A 23,648-nucleotide genomic window follows, 5' to 3' on the forward strand; every position below is an offset into this window, starting at 1 on the left:
TTTTAATGCTAAAAAGTTTGAATGACGTCTTTCCGATTAGTTTGTTTTTCTAACTTTGGGTAAAATTGTCACCTGTGTTCAGACTATTCGATTTCTCTTTAAAAATCAGTGGTTTCCCGATGAAAAAAGCCCAGTCGGAATTTGCATCTATACTGGCAATTCCTGCTGTTTCTTATCCGGACTATATTGCATCCAAACAAACGGAAATTGCTCATTTTCATCTGGCAAACAATTCTTTTTATCGTGCCCTTCACGGATCGGATTCTTTTACAAACTGGACGGATTTACCGGTGCTGACCAAAAAAGATTTACAACAACCTTTACAGGATCGGCTTTCGAAAGGCTATACGATTAAAAATACGTTTGTAAATAAAACTTCGGGATCCAGCGGCGATCCTTTTATTTTCGCAAAAGACAAGTATTCGCACGCAATTACGTGGGCCTCCTATTTTTACAGATTCGGCTGGTATGGCATTGATTTTAATACGTCTTATCAGGCTCGATTCTATGGTATTCCGTTGGAATCGATCGGATATTATAAAGAACGGCTAAAAGATTTTCTGGGCAATCGTTACCGGTTTCCGATATTTGACTTATCGGATTCCTTTTTGGAAAAAGTGTTGCAAAAATTCCGAAACAGCTCGTTTGACTATATTAACGGTTATACGAGTTCTATCGTTTTGTTTGCCAAATTCCTCAAGTCACGGGATATTATATTAAAAGAGATTTGTCCGACACTCAAGGTTTGTATGGTCACTTCTGAAATGCTTTTTGAAGAAGACAAACGCTTACTGGAAACCCAATTCGGTATTCCTGTTGTTAATGAATACGGTGCTTCCGAACTGGATTTAATTGCTTTTCAAAATCCGGAAGGCGAATGGCAAATCAATTCCGAGACGTTATTTGTTGAGATTCTGGATGACAATAACCGACCGTTACCTTACGGACAGGAAGGACGTATTGTGATTACTTCACTTTATAATAAAGCCCATCCTTTTATTCGTTATGATATCGGTGATATCGGTTCACTGGACGAATCCAGTACGGCTAAAAAACCCATTTTAAAAAATCTGATCGGGCGAACGAACGATGTAGCCGTTTTACCAAGCGGAAAAAAAGCGCCGGGACTGACTTTCTATTACATTACCAAAAGTATTATAGAAGATGACGGTAACGTAAAAGAATTTATCATTAAGCAAGTTAAACCGGATATTTTTGAAATTGACTATGTGAGTACAACCGAACTCAGTCAGCAACAAATAACAAAAACCGAAGAGGCAATTTCTTTATATCTTGAAAAAGGACTGACTTTCATTTTTAACCGGAAAGCAACATTAGCCCGTTCGAAAAGAGGGAAGCTAAAACAATTTCAATCGCTGTTATAGTTGCTCTGTATATCGTGGTTTTATAACCAATTGTGTAAATAAAAAACCGATCATACAGCAAAACGCCTGAATTTTATTTTTCTGATGAAAATCGCGGTAAATTCGATAGTTATGTTTTATCAATGTCCATTTTGAAGCGGAAATAGAATCTTTTCGCACCCGGTAAACGGCCAGACTTTCCGGAACCGGACGTGCTGTTTTTATCTTTTTCAGAATGGTTAACCAAACGATCCAGTCCTGTCTTTTCCGAAAAGAGGAAATGGGAATTTTTCCGAAATAATCCGTATCATAAATTCCGGTCAGGTTTCCGATAAAGTTACAGAAGAATAATTGCCGGTAACTTACTATTTGAGGTGCTTTAATTCGTTTTCGCAATGAAACACCGTTTTCATCGATACAGTCGTAAAATGAAAAAGTAAACGAAAGTTGATTCTGTTCTAAAAAATGAAGTTGTTTTTCCAGTTTTTCCGGTTTCCATAAATCATCGGCATCCAAAAAAGCAATATAACGACCCGATGCTTGCTCTAATGCATAATTTCTTGCTACACCTGCTCCTGAATTTCGCTCCAGAGCATACTGTTTAATCCGATTATCCCGAGTTGCAAATGCTGCTACAATCGTTGTGGTTTCATCTGTCGAACAATCATCAACAATTAGCATTTCCCAATCCTGATAAGTCTGATTCTGAACGGAAGTAATAGTTTCGCTTATATAGCGTGCTGAATTAAATGTGGGGGTTATTATAGAAACCGATTTTCCCATCAATATGCTTTTTCGTCTCCTTTGATCGCGTTATAAACCGTCAGGTATATAATTTTTATATCCAATAAAAGCGACCAGTTTTCAACATAGAAAATGTCGTATTTAACCCGGTTAATAATATCGTAATTGGTTTCAACCTCACCGCGGTAGCCGTTTGTTTGTGCCAATCCTGTAATTCCCGGCTTAATAAAATGACGCACCATAAACTTATCAACACTTCGGGCATACATTTCGGTATGACTCACCATGTGTGGTCTTGGTCCTACAACCGACATATCTCCCAATACTACATTAAAAAACTGCGGTAATTCGTCGATGCTGGTTTTACGTATAAATCGTCCGATTTTTGTAATACGCGGATCATTTTTAGAAACCTGTTCCAAATCGGCTATTTCATTCGGACGCATAGATCTGAATTTATAGCAATTAAATTCCTTATAGTTAAGACCGTTTCTTTTTTGTTTAAAAAACACCGGTCCTCTTGACTCCAATTTTATCAGTATTGCTAATAATGGTGTTAACCAGGATAACACCCCGACAATGATCAACAAAGAAAAGAAGATATCAAATACTCTTTTTACAATCATATTAAATGACGTGTCCAATGGGATATTCCGCATTGAAATAATGGGTATATAGCCATAGTAGTCATAAACCAGATTTCTGGAGAATATTTCTTTACTGTCCGGCAAAAACTTGAGTAGTTTAAGATTATTATCTGTAAAATCGACAAATTGATTGACTTGCGTATTGGACAAATCGGAAAGCGAACAATAAATCTCGTCAATGTTTTTGTCGAGTGCAAATTTAAAACAGGCTGAGATACTTTCATCAGATTCATCCTGATCAAAATGGAATACTTTTTCCAATTTATAGCCATAATCCGGATTTTCAGCAAAAAAATCCTGTAGCTGACAGACATTTTTACTTTGTCCGACAATAATTACCCTACGGAAGTTACCGCCAAAAACCACCCTAAAACGCTTCAGAAAGTAAAAAACGGCGAATTTAAAAACCGCGACGAGCGTCATTGCGATAGTCGAATATTCTACTGTTTCGGAAGGTTCTGAATATTTGGAGAAATAACCGATATACGCAAAGCTGAAGACCAGAAACAGCACATACTGTTTTAGTATTTTACCTAAAATCTCAATCGCTTTTGTATAACGATATACTTCGTAAAAACCGATATTCAATGCAATGACAACCCATGCAATACTGATGAATACATTATAGAATAGTCCTATCGACTCCGGCAATAAAAACAGCGACAGGATATTGATAATAATCAAATCCAGCAGATAGGAAAAAGGTCTAATATATCCGGAGTACCGGCCCGTAGTTTTACGCACTAAAATATATATTTAGAAAAATCCTTATGTTCTTCTTTTAATAATTCTTCTGTTGACAAAGATTTGAAATACTCATATGTAATTTTCATTCCTTCAGAACGCGATACTTTCGGTTCCCATCCCAGAATTTCTTTTGCTTTGGTAATGTCCGGCTGACGTTGTAGCGGATCGTTAATCGGAAGCGGATGGTACACGACTTTTTGTTCCGTTCCGGTTAGTTTTATAATCTCATCGGCAAAGTCTTTAATTGTAATTTCATCCGGATTACCGATGTTAACCGGCAATGCATAATCGGAATGCAACAATCTGAAAATTCCTTCCACCTGATCATCAACATAACAGAATGAACGGGTTTGCGAACCGTCACCAAAAATCGTAAGATCTTCTCCTCGCAATGCCTGACCGATAAATGCCGGAATTACACGACCGTCATTTAAACGCATTCTTGGCCCATAGGTATTGAAAATTCTTACAATACGGGTTTCTACTCCGTGGAATGTATGATACGCCATCGTAATTGATTCCTGGAAACGTTTGGCCTCGTCATAAACACCACGCGGTCCGATTGTATTTACATTTCCGTAATATTCTTCCGTTTGCGGATGTATTAAAGGATCTCCGTATACTTCAGAAGTAGAAGCTATTAGAATTCTTGCTTTTTTCACTCTTGCCAATCCTAAAAGATTATGCGTCCCTAATGAACCTACTTTTAATGTTTGGATTGGAATTTTAAGATAATCGATCGGACTAGCCGGTGAAGCAAAGTGTAGTATATAGTCTAATTGTCCGGGTACATGTACAAATTTTGTGATATCATGGTGATAAAATTCAAAATTCGGATTTTTAAACAAATGCTCAATGTTTTTTAAATCTCCCGTAATCAGGTTATCCATTCCGATCACAAAGTATCCTTCGGCAATAAATCTGTCGCATAAATGTGATCCTAAAAACCCTGCTGCGCCTGTAATTAATATTCTTTTCATGTACTACAATTAATGGTTGCAATATATAAAAAAACCTTGGTCTGATTTTAGTTAAAATTAACAAAAATCAAGAATTAACGATTGGGTACAAATCGCGTTAATTAGAAACATTCAATTAAAAAGAATAAAACTGTTTTTATTTCATTCTAAAAATTATATTTGCAATGCAAGGCTGATGTAGCTGGGATATAATGTTATTTTTTGTCGGATTGTTCTTGATTTTACCCGCTTTTGTTTGAAAAGCTTTGTAAAAAACACGAAAAGTTTTTTTGTTAACATTTTGTTGATATTACAATCCTCGCATTTTATCCTTACAGAAAAAATAAAATATTGTAAATATCAATAATTATTCATACTTCAATCAAGGTATGCATGCGTACTGATATTCAGTCAATATTATGAAATCACTATGATCAAAGATATTACTTTTATTACCGTTAATTACGCCCCTGAAGATACCGCTATTGGTTTATATACTTCTCAGTTAGCTGAATTTTTAGTTACAAAAGGCTATAATGTTTCCGTAATCACCGGTTTTCCATATTATCCGATGTGGAAAATACCGGAGAATTATCAGGATAAACCGCGTTTTTATTCCGAAGAAATTAATGGTGTAAAAATTTACCGTTATAAATTTTACGTACCGGAAAACCAGAATTTTTTCCATCGTATTCTCCATATACTCTCTTTTAATTTCGGAAATTTCTTTAATCTGAGAAAAATCAAAAAAGCCGATTTGGTATTTTGTAATATCCCATTTACAACCAATGTGGTTTTAGGATTGTTTTTAAAAAGACGATTGAAGGCAAAATTATGGACTTCCATTAAAGATTTTGAGTTTGATGCCGCATATGAATCCGGTTTACTAAAACAAAATCCCGTTTCCGGTGCCTTTAAAAAATTGCTTTATAAAATTGAACGCTATCTGTATGTTAAATCGGATATTATCAGTTCCATCAGTTTTAAAATGGTGGATCGTATTAAACTGAAAGCCCCTCAAACCAATCCTGTTTTTTTTCCGGACTGGGTTGATGTCGATTTTATAAACCCGAACAATTACAGTCAGCACGACTATATTTCGAAAGAAAAATTTACTGTTTTGTATTCCGGCAATATCGGTCAGAAACAAAATTGGGAAGTTTATATTAACTTAGCCAAAAAGTTACAGCAATTTCCGGATATTGAATTTATATTGGTAGGAGAAGGTGCTTATAAACAGGAATTACTTCAGGTTTTAAAAGATAATAACCTGATGGGATTCATCAAATATTATGAGCCGATCCCGTATGAAGATCTGTCGAATTTACTGTGTAGTGCAGATTTACATTTGCTGTTTCAGAAATCCGATGTAATCGATTCGGTTATGCCGTCAAAAATATTAGGGATGATGAGTAGTGCCAGACCTTCTATTATTACGGGTGATCTGAGTTCGGAAGTTGCACGGCATATTAACTCATCACAAGGATGGGGTTATTATACCAATGATGACAGTGATGCTATTTACAATGCAGTACTGGCTTTAAAAAATGATAAAAACTTACAAAAAGAAACCGGAGAAAAAGCGCGGGCCTATATGGTCGAGAATTTCTCTAAAAACATGATTTTAAATTCATTTATTGAAAAAATCAATACTCTATAACGATATAATTATGAAAAAAATAATAGTTTTAGGCGGAGGCGGTTTTATTGGAGGCCATTTGGCGAAAAGATTAAAAAATGAAGGAAACTTTGTCCGAATCTGTGATATAAAAAACCATGAATATTTTTCACACGATGAAATCTGTGACGAATTTATAAAAGGAGACTTAACAGATCCTGTTTTAGTTGCACAGGTAATCGATGAAGGAGTTGATGAAGTATACCAGCTTGCTGCCGACATGGGTGGTGCCGGTTATATTTTTACCGGAGAGAATGATGCTAATGTGATGCATAACTCCGCAATGATCAACTTAAATGTTGCTAAAGAATCCGTTGTTAAAAAGGTGAAGAAAGTATTTTATTCATCTTCAGCCTGTATGTATCCGGAATACAATCAGTTAGACCCTTCTAACCCGAATTGTGAAGAATCATCGGCTTATCCGGCTAATCCGGATTCAGAATACGGTTGGGAAAAACTTTTTTCAGAGCGTTTATTCTTAGCGTTTAACCGTAACTATAAACTGGATGTTCGCGTTGCTCGTTTTCACAATATCTTCGGTCCGCAAGGAACCTGGAAAGACGGAAAAGAAAAAGCACCGGCAGCTATGTGCCGAAAAGTAGCCGAATCAGAACCGGGATCAAAAATTGAAGTATGGGGTGACGGTCAGCAAACCCGTTCGTTCCTTTATGTGGATGAATGTGTTGAAGCCGTTTTACGTTTAATGGAATCTGACTTTTTAGGCCCGGTAAACATCGGTTCTGAAGAAATGGTAACGATCAACCAGCTGGCTGAAATGGCAATTGCTATTTCCGGAAAAGATATTACCATCAACAATATTGAAGGTCAGGCGTTTTTCGACAAATATGGTTTTAAATGTCCTACCGGTGTAAGAGGTCGTAATTCCGACAACCGTTTGTATAAAGAAAAAATCGGTTGGGAAGTATCAGAACCGCTACGCGACGGAATGGTTAAAACATTTACCTGGATCAATCAGATGGTTCTGGAAAACAGTTACAAAATATAATTTTCGACCGAAGCAAATCGAAATTTCAAATTCAGTTTGAAATGCGTACCACACGATATGAATAGTAAAAGTCCTTTGGCCTTATTCCAAAAACTAAAAAACAATCATCTTTTGATGAGTGGATTTTACAAAGGCGGTTCAGGACTGGCCCTATTTATTTCAATACCCTTACTGATACAATATCTGGGTAATGAAGATTATGGAATCTGGGTATTGGTTTTTACTGTTTTTCAATGGGTTTTACTAATGGATTTTGGTATTCAGAGTGCCTTGAAAACAAAAATTCCGATATTGCTTCACAATAACGAAACCGAATTAATTAAAGGCTATATTAAAAGCACCTATAAATATGGTGCTTATATAGCCTTATGTATTTTTATACTGGCCACGGCCTATGTTTCTCTGGCCGATATAAAAGAAGCTTTAAATATTTCTTTTCATACCCGGTCGTTTGTCTGGCTGCTCTTTACCGTCAACATTTTTTTCTTTTGCAGTAATCTGATTGCCGGTATCCATAAATCCTTATACGTTGCCTATTTAAAAGGTAAATATGCAGAAGAATCACTTGCCGTAAATCAGTTCGGTTTTCTATTTCTGTTTGGTATAGCGATGCTCCTGTTTCCTGATATCCGTCCGGAATATAAGCTTTTATTAGTTTCCGTTCTAAACGGTGGTTTCTGTTTATTGGTCAATATCGGATATACGATTCGATTTTTTAAAATGGAACGGTTAAATCTGAATACAGAATTAAAACCGCCAAAGGAATTTATTCGGGAAACACTCAAAATCGGTATGAAATTTATGGTTATCCAATTGGGGATGATCTTGTTTTTTACGGTTGATAATTATATTATATCGAATAATTTCAGTCCGAAAGATGTTGTTCCTTATGACTCTGTAAATAAAATTTTTCAACTTCCGGTAATGGTATTGTTTGCGGCATTATCACCTATGTGGTCGATGTTTGCCAAAGATTATATCGAAAAAAATCAGCAAAATTTGCTATCCAGCTTTAAACGTTTCAATCTGTTTTTTATAGGAATTCTAGTTTCCATTGCTGTTTTGGCTCTTATTTGTCCGTTTCTTATTGCGATATGGATTAAAGAACCGTTAGCAATTCCTGATTATTTAATCCTTTTAATAGCCATAATAACCGCTATCCGGATTTTTACTACTTTCTACACTAATTTCCTTAACGGTATCGGCAAATTAAACCGCTATACAATTATTATTGTATTAAGTTTAATTATAAAAATTCCTTTAACTTATTTTTTAATATCTTTAGGTTACGGAATAAATAGTGTTGCCCTATCAACGGTCTTTATTTTGTTTTTTTGGATCATTTTTATTCCTTACGAATGTTATAGTATTATTCGTAATATTTCCAAATAGTCACTTCTTATCTGATCGTGACTATTTTAAAATGCCACTCATTATATAAAGAAACCGATGTTTTTAATTGGAATGAAAACATCATAAACAGGCTGATTAAATGAATCATTTCATATATAAAAACAAAAGCTTCTTATTAAAAATTAAACGTTTTTTTAATGCAACGACCGGGATAGAAATTACCAAATACCCTACCGACGAATTGGCACGAAGAATCGCTTTACTCCATCACAATCAAATTAATGTAATTCTGGATATCGGTGCGAACATTGGTCAATTTGGCGGAGAGATGAGAAACTTAGGTTATAAAGGAGAAATTATTTCATTTGAACCTACAAAAGATGCCTTTGCCAAACTATCTAAAAATGCTTCGGGCGATTCCCAATGGCGTGTTTATAATTATTCTATTGGTGAACGAGACGGAGAGACTACAATTAATATTTCTAAAAACTCTGTTAGCAGTTCCTTATTAGAAGACCTTCCACAATTAACGGAAAGTGCACCGGAAGCCCGGTTTATTGAAAAAGAAACTATTCAGATCCGAAAATTGGATAGTGTTTTTAAAGAACTCAATATTGAGAATAAAAATATTTATCTTAAAATCGATACACAAGGATATGAAGAAATGGTTTTATTAGGAGCGGAAGAATCCTTGAAATCCGTAAAAGGAATCCAAATCGAAATGTCATTTATTCCCTCCTATAAAGGAACGCTAACATTTGAACAAATGAAAAAACGACTTAATGATCTGGATTTTAACCTTGTGGCCATAGAGAATGGTTTTTATGATAAAAAAACCGGTATGCAATTAGAAGTCGACGGAATTTTCTATAAATAATGTACAATAACCCGAGCAATAAGCAGTACATTACTTTTTAAAAGCTGCTATTTAAAATCTCCCAACTTAATTGCTGCTTTTTGATTAGAAAAATAGTTCAATAAACTTATATTTAAAGCTAAAAAAACAGAAAAAAGAGTACAATATTATATCTTCGTTCTCTCATTTACTCAGGTTAATAGTATTCAATCAAGACAATTTGTTTTTAAGTAAATAGATATTTATAAAGTAACAGCATCGTTTCCGGATTTTAATATGAAGAACACCCTTTCGATCATCATTCCTGCCTATAATGAAGGCAAAACCATCCACTTAATTCTGGATAAATTAAAAGCCGTTACGCTTATTGGCGACATGCAAAAGCAAGTTATCATTGTAAATGACTGTTCCAAAGACAATACTGAAGAAGCAATTCAACATTATATCTCAACAAATCCTGATATAAATATTCAGTATTTCAAACATGAAGTCAATAAAGGAAAAGGAGCTGCTTTGCACACCGGAATTCAAAAAGCGACCGGAAATTATTTGATTATACAAGATGCTGATTTGGAATATGATCCGGAAGAATACAATTTACTACTAAAACCGGTTTTAAACGGTTTTGCCGATGTTGTTTACGGCTCCCGATTTATGGGTGGTAATCCGCATCGCATCCTGTTTTTCTGGCATACCATTGGAAATAAATTCCTAACATTCCTGTCTAATATGTTCACGAATCTGAACCTTACCGATATGGAAACCTGTTATAAACTTTTTAATACTCAGATTATTCAAAGTATTCCGCTTAAGGAAAAGCGTTTCGGATTTGAGCCTGAAGTAACCGCTAAAATTTCCAGAGTACCGAATATCCGTATTTATGAAGTAGGTATTTCCTATTACGGAAGAACCTATGAAGAAGGAAAAAAAATCGGTTGGAAAGATGGCTTTCGCGCGATTTATTGCATTTTAAAATATGGCTTATTTAAAATAAAATAACATGTATATACTTCTTGTTTGCTTTCTGATTATCAGTTTTATCTTTATTATATCTGGAGAGAGTTTTATTTTATATTTCGACAAAAACGCAAAGGATAACTATTCGGTTGTCGATTCATTTTTTATCGGATTATGTCTTATCGGTGCATTACTAAACATTTGGTCGCTCTTTTTGCCAACGGATGTTTTTTCCTTATTATTCGTAAGTCTGCTGTCATTGGCGCTCTTTTTTATTCATTCGAAACATTTTATTTCAAAGTTAAAAGCCGGTGTTTCACTACTAAAATCTGAAAAGATATTTTTCGTTGTCACGATTATTGCCATAGTAAGTGTATTACTTTTTGCTGTAATCAATCCGCAAAATTACGATACTTACCTCTATCATATTAATGCCATTCAATGGAATGAAATGTATCGTGCTGTTCCCGGATTAGCCAATCTTCACGACCGTTTCGGGTTCAATTCATCGATGATGGTAATGAGTGCTGCTTTTTCATTTAACGCCATTTACGATCAATATATTTTTGCTTTAAGTGCAATTGTCTTTCTTGTATTCTTTATCTGGCTTTTACAACTGATATATTATAAAAAAGGAGTAACGGGTATGATCGCTATTTTATTTCTATACTTCTTTACCCAACTATATGCCAAGAATATATCTTCACCCGGAACCGATCTGATCCCTAATATTTTTGTTGCCTATATTTTATTTTCTTTACTATTCGACACCGATTCCTTAAATAAAAAATACCTGCTATTTGTTGTTGTACCGTTTTTCGGCATCACCTTTAAATTATCAATTTTCCCTTTGGTTTTTTTAGGTTTGATCGCACTATATCAAAAGCATCAAAATAAACGATTCGCCTTCACACAATTATTCACCGTCGGTTCTTTCCTGATACTACCGTGGCTGGTTCGAAATGTTATTTTAACCGGATATCTGATATATCCAATGGACACGCTTGACTTTTTTAATTTTGACTGGAAAGTTCCCAAAGAAAATGTAATAGCAACCAAAAACGCAATCTATAACTGGGCTAAAGTTCCAATGCGTAATCCTCATGAAGTAGCCAAACTGTCTTTTAACGAATGGTTTTCAATATGGTGGAAAATGGCAATTTTCAAAACCCGCTGTTTTTTACTTTTAGCTGTTTTAGCACCTGTTTTCTATGGCCTGTATTTGTTAATCAGCAAAAAAGAAAGAAAAAAAGCGGTGTTATTTTTTGTCATTGTAGCCTATTTAGGCCTTGCTTTTTGGTTTTTCAGTGCTCCTGATGTCCGATTTTCGCTAGCGTTTATTTTGGTTTTAGCATTGTTTCCTCTTTTTATATTACAGCCACTTATCGATAAAATTAAAAACGTTCTTTATCCGATTGTAATTGCCTTTACTCTTTTTTTCTTTTATACTTTTTTACAGGAAGGATATGCTTTATTTCAACATGATTATCGCAAAGAAACCGATTTGTCTTACTTATATTTGCCCGAAGACATCTATTTTATAAAAGAGAAAAGATTTATTAAGTATAAAGATTTTACCGTTAAATCTACAGATAATCAGGATTTTAAAATATATGCTCCAAGTATTGAACATGCTCAATGTTATGATAAATTTCCTTGTACACCTACTTTTGATTACAATATCAATATGAAGGGAGACGATTTTCAGGATGGTTTTAAATATGGAAAATAAAAATTCTACATTTGAAAATATCACAATAAATATTTATTTATATTCTAAAAAAGAAGGAAAATAATTCCCAATATTTTTATCTTCGTTGATCAGATTTAAGTCTTTATTCTGATTCTCAGAATAGATCAGAACTGTCTGTAAATAAATTATTTGTTGTAATTATTCAATATGTAAAATCAGCTACGGAGCCTATTTCCGTATTTCAATATGAAAAACACCCTTTCGATTATCATTCCTGCCTATAACGAAGGTAAAACCATCCACTTAATTCTGGATAAATTAAAAGCCGTTACGCTTATTGGCGACATGCAAAAGCAAGTCATCATTGTAAATGACTGTTCCAAAGACAATACTGAAGAAGCAATTCAACATTATATCTCAACAAATCCTGATATAAATATTCAGTATTTCAAACATGAAGTCAATAAAGGAAAAGGAGCTGCTTTACACACCGGAATTCAAAAAGCGACCGGAAATTATTTGATCATACAAGATGCTGATTTGGAATATGATCCGGAAGAATACAATTTACTACTAAAACCGGTTTTAAACGGTTTTGCCGACGTGGTTTACGGCTCCCGATTTATGGGTGGTAATCCGCATCGTATCCTGTTTTTCTGGCATACCATCGGAAATAAATTCCTAACCTTCCTGTCTAATATGTTCACGAATCTGAACCTTACCGATATGGAAACCTGTTATAAACTTTTTAATACACAAATCATTCAAAGTATTCCGCTTAAAGAAAAACGTTTCGGATTTGAGCCCGAAATAACCGCTAAAATTTCCAGAGTACCGAATATCCGTATTTATGAAGTGGGTATTTCCTATTACGGAAGAACCTATGAAGAAGGAAAAAAAATTGGTTGGAAAGATGGTTTCCGAGCGATTTATTGCATTTTAAAATATGGTCTCCTAAAACGATAAGCAATGCTGGTTTTTATTACTTACCTGTTACTATTAGTCTATCTGATTCGATTCAATAAGTCGGCTTCTTTTAAAGAAATTATACTAAGAGCAACCTTGTTGTTTTCTACAGGTATTGTGGTTATTACAGAATTGCTGAGTCTTGTAAAATCGATTAATCTTTTTTCTGTTGTAACGGTATGGGGAAGTATTACAGCCATTTTATGTTTTTTAATTTTCAGATCGCGTAAAGAAGTATTTTCTCATTTCGCCATTCAAAAAAAGGTCACGATACAAAACTATAAAGCTTTATTTTTTTACGAAAAATTCTTGTTATGGTCGGTTTTCGTGTTTATTCTTCTTTTACTGTTTCAGGGAATTATTTATCCGCCTAATAACTGGGATTCTCTAACCTATCATATGCCGCGGATTATGTACTGGATCAGTAACGAATCGGTAGCACACTTCCCTACGCATACAATACGAGATTTATACCAGCCGCCATTAGCCGAATACTTTATTATGCATGTTAATTTAGTAAATGGCAATGATTATCTGTCAAACAGTATACAGACTTTTTACCTGGTTAACAGCTGTATTGTTTTATGGCTTATTCTTGATCTTTTTAAAACACCCCGATTATATAAATGTATAGCCCTTTTACTCGCTATCACAATTCCATCCGTCGAATTACAGGCAACCACAACAAAAAATGATATCGTTTGTGCTTTTTTTGTTCTTGTTTCCTCTTATTACTGTATAAAGTCTTATTTATCCGGACAGTTCAATCATTTTGTTTTCTTAGGTTTATCATTAGGTCTTGCTTTCCTGACAAAAGGAACAGCCTATCTGTATTTGGCTCCAATATTATTATGCTACGGGTTATTTATTCTTGTACGCATTATTAAGACGAAAAACAGTTCGCCGTTGTTATATGGTGGTGTCGTTATAATTTTGGCTATTCTTTTAAATATCGGACATTATAGTCGTAACTATAAAATTGACGGGGATATTCTGAATATCGATAAAGCGGAAGCTCAGGCGTATTCCAATCAGAAAATGGACGGAAAATTATTCTTATCTAATTTTTTAAAAAATGCCGCTTTACATTTAGGTTACCCTGTTTCAGACCAATCGGATGCGGTTCTCAAAATAATTCATACCAAAATAAATACGCCTTTAGATAATCCGGACACCAGTTATTACGGCACTCCTTATGAAGCATCTAAAAAAATCCCTACCCATGAAGACCTTGTGTCCAATACGGTTCATTTTTTACTGTTTGCTTTTGCCTTGCTATGTTTGGGTATTTCCTGCATAAAAAATTACAAAAAGAATATTCCGGCAGTTGTTATAACCCTGGTGCTTTTATTGCAAATCATCTTTTTCTGTGCCTATCTGAAATGGCAACCCTGGCATACCCGACTTCATATCCCGATGTTTTTACTAAGTATCGCCGCTATTATTCTGACTGCAAATCATTCAAAAGGGCTTCGATATGTTATTATCGCAACTCTACCTGTTTTATATTTTAGTTTCTTTTTCTTTTTTATCTATAATAATACCCGACCTATTCTATTCGATCGTCATTTAACGGTAAAAGTGAGTCCGGAAGATCCGCGATTTAAAAAGTATTTTTCAAATAAACTATCGTTACAAAATGAATATGCAGATGTCTTGAACATTGTTTATGATAATGATAGTCAAAATGTAGGAATGATTATGGATGAATGGGAATATCCGCTTTTATATAATTTTTATTATGATCCTCTGAAAATAACGGCAATACACATTCATAATATTAGTCAAAAAATTCCACAGGATGAATCCGGAGTCGACTTAATCGTTTCGGATCACATCAATCAGGAATTTATTACACTTAATGGCAAAAAATATTTTAATAAAACCCCTAAGAACAACTATATTTGGGCTTATAAATAATTTCCGTGAACCCTTCGATTAAAAAATACTTATTGTTTTCTTCTGTATTTGCCATCTTTACAGAAGCTTTCTTCTTTAATTATATTATCGACTGGAAATTATTGTATCTGATTATTATTCTAAATTATGCTTTATTGGCTGTTACTCAGAAGAAATTAAGAGTCAATAAATATTTTATGTTTTTATTAATCGGATTGTTTATACACGGGGCGATAACCAGTTTGCTCGTTGGCGTACCACCCAATCTGATGATTTCCCAGATAATCGGAATTAGTATTGTAGGTATTTATTATTATAATTTTATCCCTTTATTTGATAAAAAAGAGATTACATCCGTCTACATTAAAATCTCGCTTTATGTCGCTATTCTAGGTTATTTTCTCTATTTCTTTAAGATTAATCTGAACGACGGTCGTTTACAGAGTATTTTTAAAGAACCGGCGCATTATGTAATTGTGGTGTTACCGGCTTGTTACTACTATTTAAAACAAAAGCAGTATCTCAATTTTGCTATTATTTTCGGAACTCTTATTCTTTCGAATTCCTCACTAGGTTATATCGGATGTGCTTTAATGTTTATTGTTCCGAACATATCGTTTCGAAGAGTACTTTATTTATTCGCCTTAATCCCTGTAGTCGTTATATCCTTTATTTATGTTTATAATGAGTATAGCTTTTTTAAAATGCGGGTTCAGGAAACGTATGACTCTTTAAATGTAATTAATACCGGGAAATTTGATGAAAAAACCAATCTGAGTTCCTATGCGCTGATCAGTAATCTTCATATTGCTAAAAGAAATATAACCGATCATCCGTTTGGAACCGGTATCGGTAGTCACGTATTTATGCATAAAAAGGTCTATCTAAAAGAAACACGTCCGCCGGAATATCTTAGAATACAGAAAAAACATTATGAAAATGCTACAGATGCCAATTCTTTATTTACGAGAATGGTTTCTGAAATGGGAATTTTCGGGTTTATTCTGGTCCTTTATTTATTATATAAATCCGTGAAATGCTTTCGTTCCGATGAGTTATTTTTATGTCAGGGAATATTTATCTATTTCCTACTAAAACTCTTCCGTGACGGTCATTATTTCCCTCCGGAATTGTTTTTCTTTATCTGGCTCTTATATTATTCTATAAAAAGCTACAATAATTCCAAAAAAATAGCAGTCTAATCAGACTGCTTAATTGGTATCATAATTTTCCTGGTAGAAGGAACGGGTTTCTTCACAGCACTTTTGCCAGCTGAATTTTCCGGCCTGAATATAGCCTCTTTCAATTATATCCTGACGATAGCTTTTGTCATTCAACCGGTCTAACCCTTTTTTAAAATCATCTGCATTGATTTGATCATACAAAAGAGCAACACCTCCGGAAACTTCCGTTATCGAAGAATTGTTTAACGACAATACCGGACAACCTGCTTTCATCGCTTCAATAATCGGGATTCCAAATCCTTCATAACTTGACGGATAAATAAACGCATTGGCGAAATTATACAATACATTCAGTGTTGCATTATCAATATCGGTCATCACTACAATCCGCTTCAACAGATTCTGATCTAATGTTTGCAGTTCCGCTTTTGTAAAATTCCCTCCCACTACAACGAGTTTCATATCCGTTGTTTTGTTTAATAATGCGGTGGCCAACGGGAAATTTTTATAATTGGCTCTACTTCCCACGTACAACAAATATTTTTGTTCTTCCAGTTGAAAACGCTGTAAGAATTCCTTTTCTGACGTTCGGTTTTCAACGATAGGGAAATATTCATCACTTACACCGTTATGAATTATCGCTACTTTCTGATCTTTTTTGGGCGGGCAGAATTTTAGCAGATCCTTATAGGTATTATTTGAGATACAGATAATACCTTTTGAACTTTTGATTGAACCGTATTTAATTTTATTATGCAGTACTTTCTTTACAAAGGGCGAATAGTAACTATGTGTAAAATCATGCACGGTTGTGATACCGATTTCATTTTTGGTTCCGCTAATACTTCTGTAATAACTGGAGTGAAAAATAAATTTCTCATCACTTTTAAAAGAAATCGGATAGATTCGTTCCAAAAAAGACAATTTTTCAGAAGTCGTAATTATGGATTCAGTCGGTAATTCGAGATTATTCCGATGAAAATTACGCTGATTGTTATAATCAAAAAAAAGAAGCTCATCCTTCTGTTGTTCTAACAAATATTTTGTTAGTTCAAACCAATAATTAGATACTCCTCCGTTACTTGCTTTATTATATACGATATTGTCAAATATGATTTTCACTTTTCCGATGCCTTAAAAAAACAAAAGAGAAGTCTTAACAGATTACCGTTAAAACTTCTCTCTTTAAATTATTAGTATGGTGTTTTACTATTTCGATAACTGTACTAGTAAATTATCATTTCCTACAAAGTTAGGCGGATATTTTTTATCGTGGTGTAAGATGTATCTTGATTTTTCAGGATCCCATGAAAAACCTTCATCCGTTACAAAAAAATCAGTGTGTTTTCCGTTATCACCGTCAACAACCACTTTATCTCCGTTTTTAATCGTTATATTTTTAACCGTTAAAAACTGTTGATCCTTGCTGTTACTAACTGATATTTTTATGTTTTCAACAGGCTCACCTTCCGGTAAGTTAAGAATTAGTCTTTGCATCACCGGTGATCCTTTGATTTTTAAACTAATAGGTCTGTCATATTGATAATGATTATCTTTTTGATAAAAAACAACCAAGCTGTCGTCTTTCTCATAAACAGCATCCATTTCCATGGCATACTTATTTACTGTTTCTTTAATAGCTGCTTCTTTAGCTGCTTTTTTGGATTTATCTCCACCACAGGCAATGATTGAGGAGACCACAACAAACATTACTAATATTTTTTTCATTTGTCTATTTTTTATTAAGCAAATTTATTATTTAAAATGAATTGTTAAAATTATTTTTCAATTAAAATTTCATATCCTTTTTAGCCATATTATTCTTAAGAATTATAGGTTTCCTTTTACAATATTATATACAGCTTCAATCTTTTACGAATGATCATTTACTCCTGATTTCTATTATCATTAAACCACTATAATAGCTCTGTTCTTATCCCAAAAAGCATATATTTGCAACGATCAGCCCTATCGGAACATTTATAGTGATGTCCTTTCGATAACGAATGATCAAAATACAATACAGCTACTTAAATCTTTATTTATACGACGCATGAAACAAATCAGTGAAAAAACTTTATTTTGGCTTATACCGTTACTCTTCACTTTCCCTTTGTTTAAAGAAAATTTTTCGTCATTATTTTTTATAATCCTTAGTGTTTTTACTGTTATATATACTGTCTCTTCCGGAAATTATAGCCTGAAAAACAAGTATATCTTGCTTTTAACGATTCCTTTCTGGATTATATTCTTTCGTAGCTTATTTGATATCGGTGAACCGAATAGTTTCGGACATGTTAAAAACGCTTTATTTTTTCTGTTATTCCCGATCGTTTTTTCTTACCTGCCATTGTCCTATTTCTCGGAAAAAAGAGTCCGGCTGTATTTGACGATTCTGAAAAATATATGCGCTGTTATTTCAATTAGTTATGTTGTCTTATTCCTCCGATATCATTATTTCTGGGAATTTTTTATGTTCCGATATGAGGTTCCGAGGTTCCGGGATTTTGTTTATAATGACACTCCCTTTTTTAGAATACATCCCACTTATTTTACATCGATGGTGCTGTTTTGTGCCGCTTTTTCTCTTGAGAATTTATTAAAGAGACGAAAATATTACGAAATATTATACCTCCTGGTGTTTATGGGCATTACCTTTATGTTGGTTGCTAAAATCAACATTCTGTTACTATTGGTTTTAATCGGTTGTATGATTTTATTTCGTTCCCAACTTTTTAACTACAAACAGAAAGCGGTTTTGTTACTAACATTTATTCTTACCTGTATTGTACTTATTATTTATGTTCCGGGATTGAAAAACAGATTTGTTGAAATTCTTAACAGCTACAACAAACCACCTACAGGAGTAGCACATGATTCTACTAATATTCGTATTGCAATTGTGAGCTGTTCAGCTGAAATCGCTAAAGAAAATTATGTTTTTGGTGTTGGTTTTGATAAACTTCAGGATACTTTGGATGAATGCTATAAGGCCAATTATAATTCCAATTTCTATGAGACCATTAAATATATGACGCATAATTATTTTGCCTATATTTTCCTTTCGGCTGGAATTTTCGGACTTATCGCTTTTCTTTTTTACTGTTATAAATCGCTCCGGATAATTTTAAAAGTGAACCGGTTCCTGCTTTATATCATGGTTTCCAATATTTTCATTATCTGTTTTACGGAAGATTTCTTTTACAGACATTACGGAATATTTTTCTACCAATTGATTTTTATGACATTTGTGAATGCCTATCTGGCACAAAAGGAGGAAAAGAATACGGCTATATCGTAATACTTCGTAATGCCGTTTCCCAATCTGCGATTGTAATACCAAAGGCCTGTTTTATTTTTTGTTTATCCAATACACTGTACTCGGGTCTTTGTGCCGGTGTTGGATAAGCTGAAGTAGGAATTGGATTCACCTGAATCGCTACTTTATTTACTTCGAATATTTTTTTAGCAAAATCAAACCAGCTGCATTGTCCTTCATTACTGAAGTTATATATCCCGTAAGGTTTTGATTCTGTATTCGAATCATGTCGGATAATGGCAATTAAAGCTTCAGCCAGATCTACAGCATAAGTAGGTGTTCCGATCTGATCGTTTACCACATTTAGTGTATCCCGTTCTGATGCGAGTCGCAACATAGTTTTCATAAAGTTATTCCCAAATTCGGAATATACCCATGAGGTTCGGATAATGTAATATTGCGCTGTACTTTGTTGTATTGTCTGTTCGCCTTCTAATTTCGTTTTGCCATAAACACCTTTTGGGTCGGGTGTATCTTCTTCTGTATACGGATGATTACTTTCTCCGTTAAAAACAAAATCAGTTGAGATATGAAGTAAAACAGTATTGGTTTTCCGGCTTACTTCTGCCAGATTTTGCGGTCCTTTTACATTTACTAAAAAAGCTTGTTCCTGCTCGCTTTCGGCTTTGTCAACAGCTGTATATGCTGCCGCATTTATACAATAATCCGGCTTTTTTGAGTCAAAATAGGTCGCAACATTTTCTTTATCGGTTATATCAAGATCAGATGAAGCCGCAAAAATAAAATTGATTTCCGGATATTTTTTAGCAACAGACTGTAGCGCCTGACCTAATTGTCCGTTTGCTCCGGTTACCAGTACTACCATACTTTACGGGCTTTATCGAATGACGGCAATTCTTTGTCTTTGTCTGAAATCAACAAAGCAGCCGATTCCATTTGCCAGTTAATTGCCAGACTTTCATCATTATAAATGATTCCGCCTTCCGATTCTTTATTGTAGAAATTATCACATTTATAGAAAAACGTTGCCGTTTCACTAAGTACTAAAAATCCATGTGCAAAACCTCTCGGAATAAACAATTGTTTCTGATTTTCGGCCGATAATAGTTCCGCAACATACTGACCATACGTTTCCGATTCCGGTCGAATGTCGACAGCTACATCCAGAACTTCTCCCTGTAAAACACGAACCAGTTTCGCCTGAGCATGATCGCCGGTTTGATAATGTAATCCGCGTAGTACGCCACGAGCGGAAAAAGACTGATTGTCCTGTACAAAACGGACATCCTGACCTGTTCCCTCCCGGAATGTTTTTTCATTAAAACTTTCCATAAAATAACCTCTCGAATCCTGAATAATCTTAGGTTCGAGTATATAACAACCGGATAGTTTTGTAGGAATAAAATTCATTCTTATTCTAATATACTTAATAAGTGTTTTCCATATCCGCTTTTTAATAACGGTTCTGCCAGTAATTGCAATTGTTCGGCATCAATAAATCCCATACGGTATGCGGCTTCTTCAATAGCACCGATTTTTAATCCCTGACGTTCTTCTATAACCTGAACAAATTGTCCGGCTTGCATTAACGACTGAAACGTTCCGGTATCCAGCCACGCGGTACCGCGATCTAAAATACTAACCTGAAGTTTACCTCTTTCAAGATATTCTTTATTTACATCGGTAATTTCAAGTTCTCCCCGATTACTTGGCTTTATATTTTCGGCAATTGATACGACATCGTTATCATAAAAATAGATTCCGGGTACGGCATAATTGGATTTCGGATAAATCGGTTTTTCTTCTATCGAAAGTACTTTTCCGTCCTTATCAAAATCTACGACTCCATAGCGTTCCGGATCAAGTACATGATAAGCATAAATAATACCTCCGTCCGGATTATTATTCTTCTGAAGCAATTCAGCCAATCCGGTTCCGTAAAATATATTATCACCTAAGATCAAAGCAACTTTATCGTCTTTGATAAACTCTTTTCCGATAATAAACGCTTCGGCCAATCCGTTGGGATTTTCCTGTACCGCATATTCAAAATGACATCCCAGTTTACTTCCGTCGCCCAATAATTGTCGGAATAACGGTAAATCATGTGGTGTGGAAATGATCAATATTTCACGGATTCCAGCCCACATTAATGTAGACAGCGGATAATAAATCATCGGCTTATCATAGATAGGCATTAATTGTTTACTCACAGCTAGCGTAAGCGGGTGTAATCTGGTGCCGGAGCCTCCTGCTAATATTATCCCTTTCATTTTTTATACGGTTTATCTGCTTATTATTTTTTGTCCAGTTTATTCAGATACCAGGCAATTGTTTTTCGGATTCCGGTTTCAAAATTTTCATCGGCTTTCCAACCTAGTTCGGTTTCAATCTTTGTTGCATCAATAGCATAACGCAAATCGTGTCCCGGGCGGTCTTTTACAAAAACAATCTGGTCTTTATAACTTCCTGTTTCCTTTGGTTGTAATTCATTTAGTATTTCACAAATGGTATTGGCGATATAAAGATTATTTCGTTCATTTCGCCCTCCGATATTGTAGGTTTCACCCGGTTTTCCGTTTTTAAAAACCAACTCGATTCCTTTACAATGATCTAATACATATAACCAGTCTCTCACATTTTGTCCGTCGCCATAAATCGGAATATTTTCGCCGGTAATAGCTTTTCGGATAATGGTTGGAATCAGTTTTTCATTGTGCTGTTTCGGACCATAATTATTGGAACAGTTTGTTGTGACCACCTGCATTCCGTAGGTATGGAAATAACTTCTCACAATCATATCCGAAGCGGCTTTTGATGCCGAATAAGGACTGTTGGGTGCATACGGTGTTTCTTCTGTGAACAATCCTGTAGCGCCTAAAGTACCGTAAACCTCATCAGTTGAAATATGATGAAAACGCGATGTTTCATATCCTTCCTTATATTGATTAGGTCCTGTCATCCAATGTTTTCGTGCAGCATCCAGTAAATTAAATGTCCCTGTTACATTGGTTTTGATAAACGCTTCCGGTCCGGAAATGGAATTATCCACATGAGACTCTGCTGCAAAATGGATAACATCCGAAAAATCATATTTTTCAAATAATGCTTTTACTAATTCACTGTCGCAAATATCACCTTGTACAAAGGTATAACGACTATGACCGGCTACTTCTTCCAGATTGGCTAAATCACCGGCATAGGTAAGTTTATCTAAATTAATTACGTTTATATCCGGATTTTCCTCTATAAAATAGGTTACAAAATTGGCGCCTATAAATCCCGCTCCTCCGGTTATCAGTATGTTTTTCATGCTTACGCTAAGTTTCTTTTTATCATTTGTTTTTTATAGAATGATCGTCCCATTCCGAAGAGTAAAAACAATCCTACAAACAATACCGGTAAAATCAATTTCATTTTTCCGTTAATCGACTTGGTGTTTCGTACGTTCAATGCAGCGCTACTTTCCTTAATAATATCGGTGAAGTTGTGCATCTGTATATTCAAGTACCCTAACTCGTTTACTAATTGATCTTTTGTTTTAATAACATCGTTTAACTGTGTGTTCTCGTTATAATATACCAACTTATCACTTTTTTGCTGTGAACTGGTATTTGCTGAAAACTGATTTAAAATACCATTAATCTGATTGATGGTTTCTTCATTCGTTTTAATTTTTAAATAAAGATTGGTCATTCTTTCCTTTCTAACCGTTTTATAATACTCGCTGTCATTAAAAAACTTCATCAACGGTTCTAACGTTTGCTTTCTATCTGTTTTCCCCAGTGTTAAAAATGATATCGTATGGAATTTATAATTCTTACTGGTAACCGGATCTTCTAATATCTTTTGCATATCGCCATCTTCAGCCATTAACTTAATCATCTGGAAGTTTTCTTCGCTGTTATCGATAAAACGATAAATGTCGATAATCGGTTCTACTTCTATTTTCGCTATTTTTTTAGGATTTTTAACGCCCAATCGGGTTAAAAAGGCGTAATCACCCTCTTTAATTTTAGCGTTTAACAACTCTACCTTCGAATACAGGTAATCCACACTTTCAAAATTCGGGATTACAATTATCTGATTGTCGTATACTTTTTCAGACTTATCCACATAAAAGCCCAATCCGGCTCCGATCACAAATAAAATCGATATGATAATAATATTTTTCTTAAAAAATAAAATCCCATCAAAAATCCAATCTAAAAAGGACTGAAAAGCATTTCCTATTTTCTTGGAAACTTGTGATAAATCGATTTCCTGATCTTCAGAATTCGTCGTATTAGAGTTGTTATTCATAGTAAATAGTAGG

Annotated in this window: 21 protein-coding genes; 11 read left to right on the forward strand and 10 right to left on the reverse strand. The window is 34.5% G+C overall.

All coding sequences use genetic code 11. The annotated features are described in order from the left end of the window. Positions 1-74 precede the first annotated feature (74 nt). A complete protein-coding gene (locus NOX80_RS03465) occupies positions 75-1,385 on the forward strand; it encodes a phenylacetate--CoA ligase family protein (RefSeq protein ID WP_256551935.1) in 1,311 nt (436 codons plus the stop codon). On the opposite strand, the gene NOX80_RS03470 is transcribed toward NOX80_RS03465, so the two are convergent. The 3 genes from NOX80_RS03470 to NOX80_RS03480 are packed head-to-tail and all read right to left on the reverse strand — an operon-like array spanning position 1,380 to position 4,482. After that, on the reverse strand, positions 1,380-2,147 hold the full coding sequence (locus NOX80_RS03470; protein WP_256551936.1) for a glycosyltransferase family 2 protein: 768 nt from the start codon (positions 2,145-2,147) through the stop codon (positions 1,380-1,382). The genes NOX80_RS03465 and NOX80_RS03470 overlap by 6 nt on opposite strands. Next, on the reverse strand, positions 2,147-3,499 hold the full coding sequence (locus NOX80_RS03475; RefSeq protein ID WP_256551937.1) for an undecaprenyl-phosphate glucose phosphotransferase: 1,353 nt from the start codon (positions 3,497-3,499) through the stop codon (positions 2,147-2,149). The genes NOX80_RS03470 and NOX80_RS03475 overlap by 1 nt, the downstream gene beginning before the upstream one ends. Continuing rightward, entirely contained in the window at positions 3,499-4,482 is a 984-nt protein-coding gene (locus NOX80_RS03480; protein ID WP_256551938.1) for a UDP-glucuronic acid decarboxylase family protein, read from the reverse strand. The genes NOX80_RS03475 and NOX80_RS03480 overlap by 1 nt, the downstream gene beginning before the upstream one ends. A 409-nt stretch (positions 4,483-4,891) precedes the next feature. Between NOX80_RS03480 and NOX80_RS03485 the strand changes: the two genes are divergently transcribed. The 9 genes from NOX80_RS03485 (at position 4,892) to NOX80_RS03525 (ending at position 16,071) form a co-directional block, all read left to right on the forward strand. Beyond that, positions 4,892-6,121: a WcaI family glycosyltransferase gene (locus tag NOX80_RS03485; protein WP_256551939.1), complete on the forward strand. Its 1,230-nt coding sequence runs from the start codon at positions 4,892-4,894 to the stop codon at positions 6,119-6,121. 10 nt (positions 6,122-6,131) lie between these two features. Next, complete coding sequence (locus NOX80_RS03490) at positions 6,132-7,145, forward strand: NAD-dependent epimerase/dehydratase family protein (protein ID WP_256551940.1); 1,014 nt, start codon at positions 6,132-6,134, stop codon at positions 7,143-7,145. Positions 7,146-7,259: 114 nt separating this feature from the next. Continuing rightward, on the forward strand, positions 7,260-8,537 hold the full coding sequence (locus NOX80_RS03495; protein ID WP_256551941.1) for a lipopolysaccharide biosynthesis protein: 1,278 nt from the start codon (positions 7,260-7,262) through the stop codon (positions 8,535-8,537). A gap of 100 nt (positions 8,538-8,637) precedes the next feature. Further along, positions 8,638-9,375 (forward strand): FkbM family methyltransferase, encoded by a 738-nt coding sequence (locus tag NOX80_RS03500; protein ID WP_256551942.1) that lies wholly within the window; start codon positions 8,638-8,640, stop codon positions 9,373-9,375. 255 nt (positions 9,376-9,630) lie between these two features. Further along, the gene (locus NOX80_RS03505; protein ID WP_256551943.1) at positions 9,631-10,353 is read left to right on the forward strand and encodes a glycosyltransferase family 2 protein; all 723 of its coding nucleotides are present in this window, start codon (positions 9,631-9,633) and stop codon (positions 10,351-10,353) included. A gap of 1 nt (position 10,354) precedes the next feature. Further along, the gene (locus NOX80_RS03510) at positions 10,355-12,043 is read left to right on the forward strand and encodes an LIC_10190 family membrane protein (protein ID WP_256551944.1); all 1,689 of its coding nucleotides are present in this window, start codon (positions 10,355-10,357) and stop codon (positions 12,041-12,043) included. A gap of 207 nt (positions 12,044-12,250) precedes the next feature. Continuing rightward, positions 12,251-12,970, forward strand: coding sequence for a glycosyltransferase family 2 protein (locus NOX80_RS03515; protein ID WP_256551945.1), 720 nt, complete (start codon positions 12,251-12,253; stop codon positions 12,968-12,970). A gap of 3 nt (positions 12,971-12,973) precedes the next feature. After that, positions 12,974-14,890: an ArnT family glycosyltransferase gene (locus NOX80_RS03520; RefSeq protein WP_256551946.1), complete on the forward strand. Its 1,917-nt coding sequence runs from the start codon at positions 12,974-12,976 to the stop codon at positions 14,888-14,890. A gap of 5 nt (positions 14,891-14,895) precedes the next feature. After that, entirely contained in the window at positions 14,896-16,071 is a 1,176-nt protein-coding gene (locus NOX80_RS03525) for an O-antigen ligase family protein (protein WP_256551947.1), read from the forward strand. 9 nt (positions 16,072-16,080) lie between these two features. Here the strand turns inward: NOX80_RS03525 and NOX80_RS03530 are convergent, their stop codons facing one another. Both NOX80_RS03530 and NOX80_RS03535 read right to left on the reverse strand, forming a co-directional pair. Then, positions 16,081-17,175 carry a glycosyltransferase family 4 protein gene (locus NOX80_RS03530; RefSeq protein WP_256551948.1) on the reverse strand — a complete coding sequence of 365 codons (1,095 nt, stop codon included), beginning with the start codon at positions 17,173-17,175 and terminating at the stop codon, positions 16,081-16,083. Positions 17,176-17,262: 87 nt separating this feature from the next. Further along, a complete protein-coding gene (locus tag NOX80_RS03535; protein ID WP_256551949.1) occupies positions 17,263-17,781 on the reverse strand; it encodes a hypothetical protein in 519 nt (172 codons plus the stop codon). A gap of 916 nt (positions 17,782-18,697) precedes the next feature. Here NOX80_RS03535 and NOX80_RS03540 point away from each other — a divergent pair. After that, positions 18,698-19,354 (forward strand): O-antigen ligase family protein, encoded by a 657-nt coding sequence (locus tag NOX80_RS03540; protein ID WP_371926076.1) that lies wholly within the window; start codon positions 18,698-18,700, stop codon positions 19,352-19,354. Here the strand turns inward: NOX80_RS03540 and rfbD are convergent. From rfbD to NOX80_RS03565, 5 genes are read right to left on the reverse strand one after another with little or no spacing between them, the layout of a single operon-like run. After that, on the reverse strand, positions 19,344-20,198 hold the full coding sequence (gene rfbD / locus NOX80_RS03545; RefSeq protein ID WP_256551950.1) for a dTDP-4-dehydrorhamnose reductase: 855 nt from the start codon (positions 20,196-20,198) through the stop codon (positions 19,344-19,346). The genes NOX80_RS03540 and rfbD overlap by 11 nt on opposite strands. Then, positions 20,192-20,743: a dTDP-4-dehydrorhamnose 3,5-epimerase gene (gene rfbC, locus NOX80_RS03550; RefSeq protein ID WP_256551951.1), complete on the reverse strand. Its 552-nt coding sequence runs from the start codon at positions 20,741-20,743 to the stop codon at positions 20,192-20,194. Before rfbC ends, rfbD begins: the two co-directional genes overlap by 7 nt. Before the next feature lie 2 nt (positions 20,744-20,745). Further along, complete coding sequence (gene rfbA / locus NOX80_RS03555) at positions 20,746-21,606, reverse strand: glucose-1-phosphate thymidylyltransferase RfbA (RefSeq protein ID WP_256551952.1); 861 nt, start codon at positions 21,604-21,606, stop codon at positions 20,746-20,748. Positions 21,607-21,629: 23 nt separating this feature from the next. Beyond that, positions 21,630-22,646, reverse strand: a complete 1,017-nt coding sequence (gene rfbB / locus NOX80_RS03560; protein ID WP_256551953.1) for a dTDP-glucose 4,6-dehydratase — start codon at positions 22,644-22,646, stop codon at positions 21,630-21,632. Positions 22,647-22,648: 2 nt separating this feature from the next. After that, positions 22,649-23,635, reverse strand: a complete 987-nt coding sequence (locus NOX80_RS03565) for a hypothetical protein (protein ID WP_256551954.1) — start codon at positions 23,633-23,635, stop codon at positions 22,649-22,651. Positions 23,636-23,648: the final 13 nt, after the last annotated feature.

Source organism: Flavobacterium cerinum, assembly GCF_024496085.1.
GTDB classification, from domain to species: Bacteria; Bacteroidota; Bacteroidia; order Flavobacteriales; family Flavobacteriaceae; genus Flavobacterium; species Flavobacterium cerinum_A.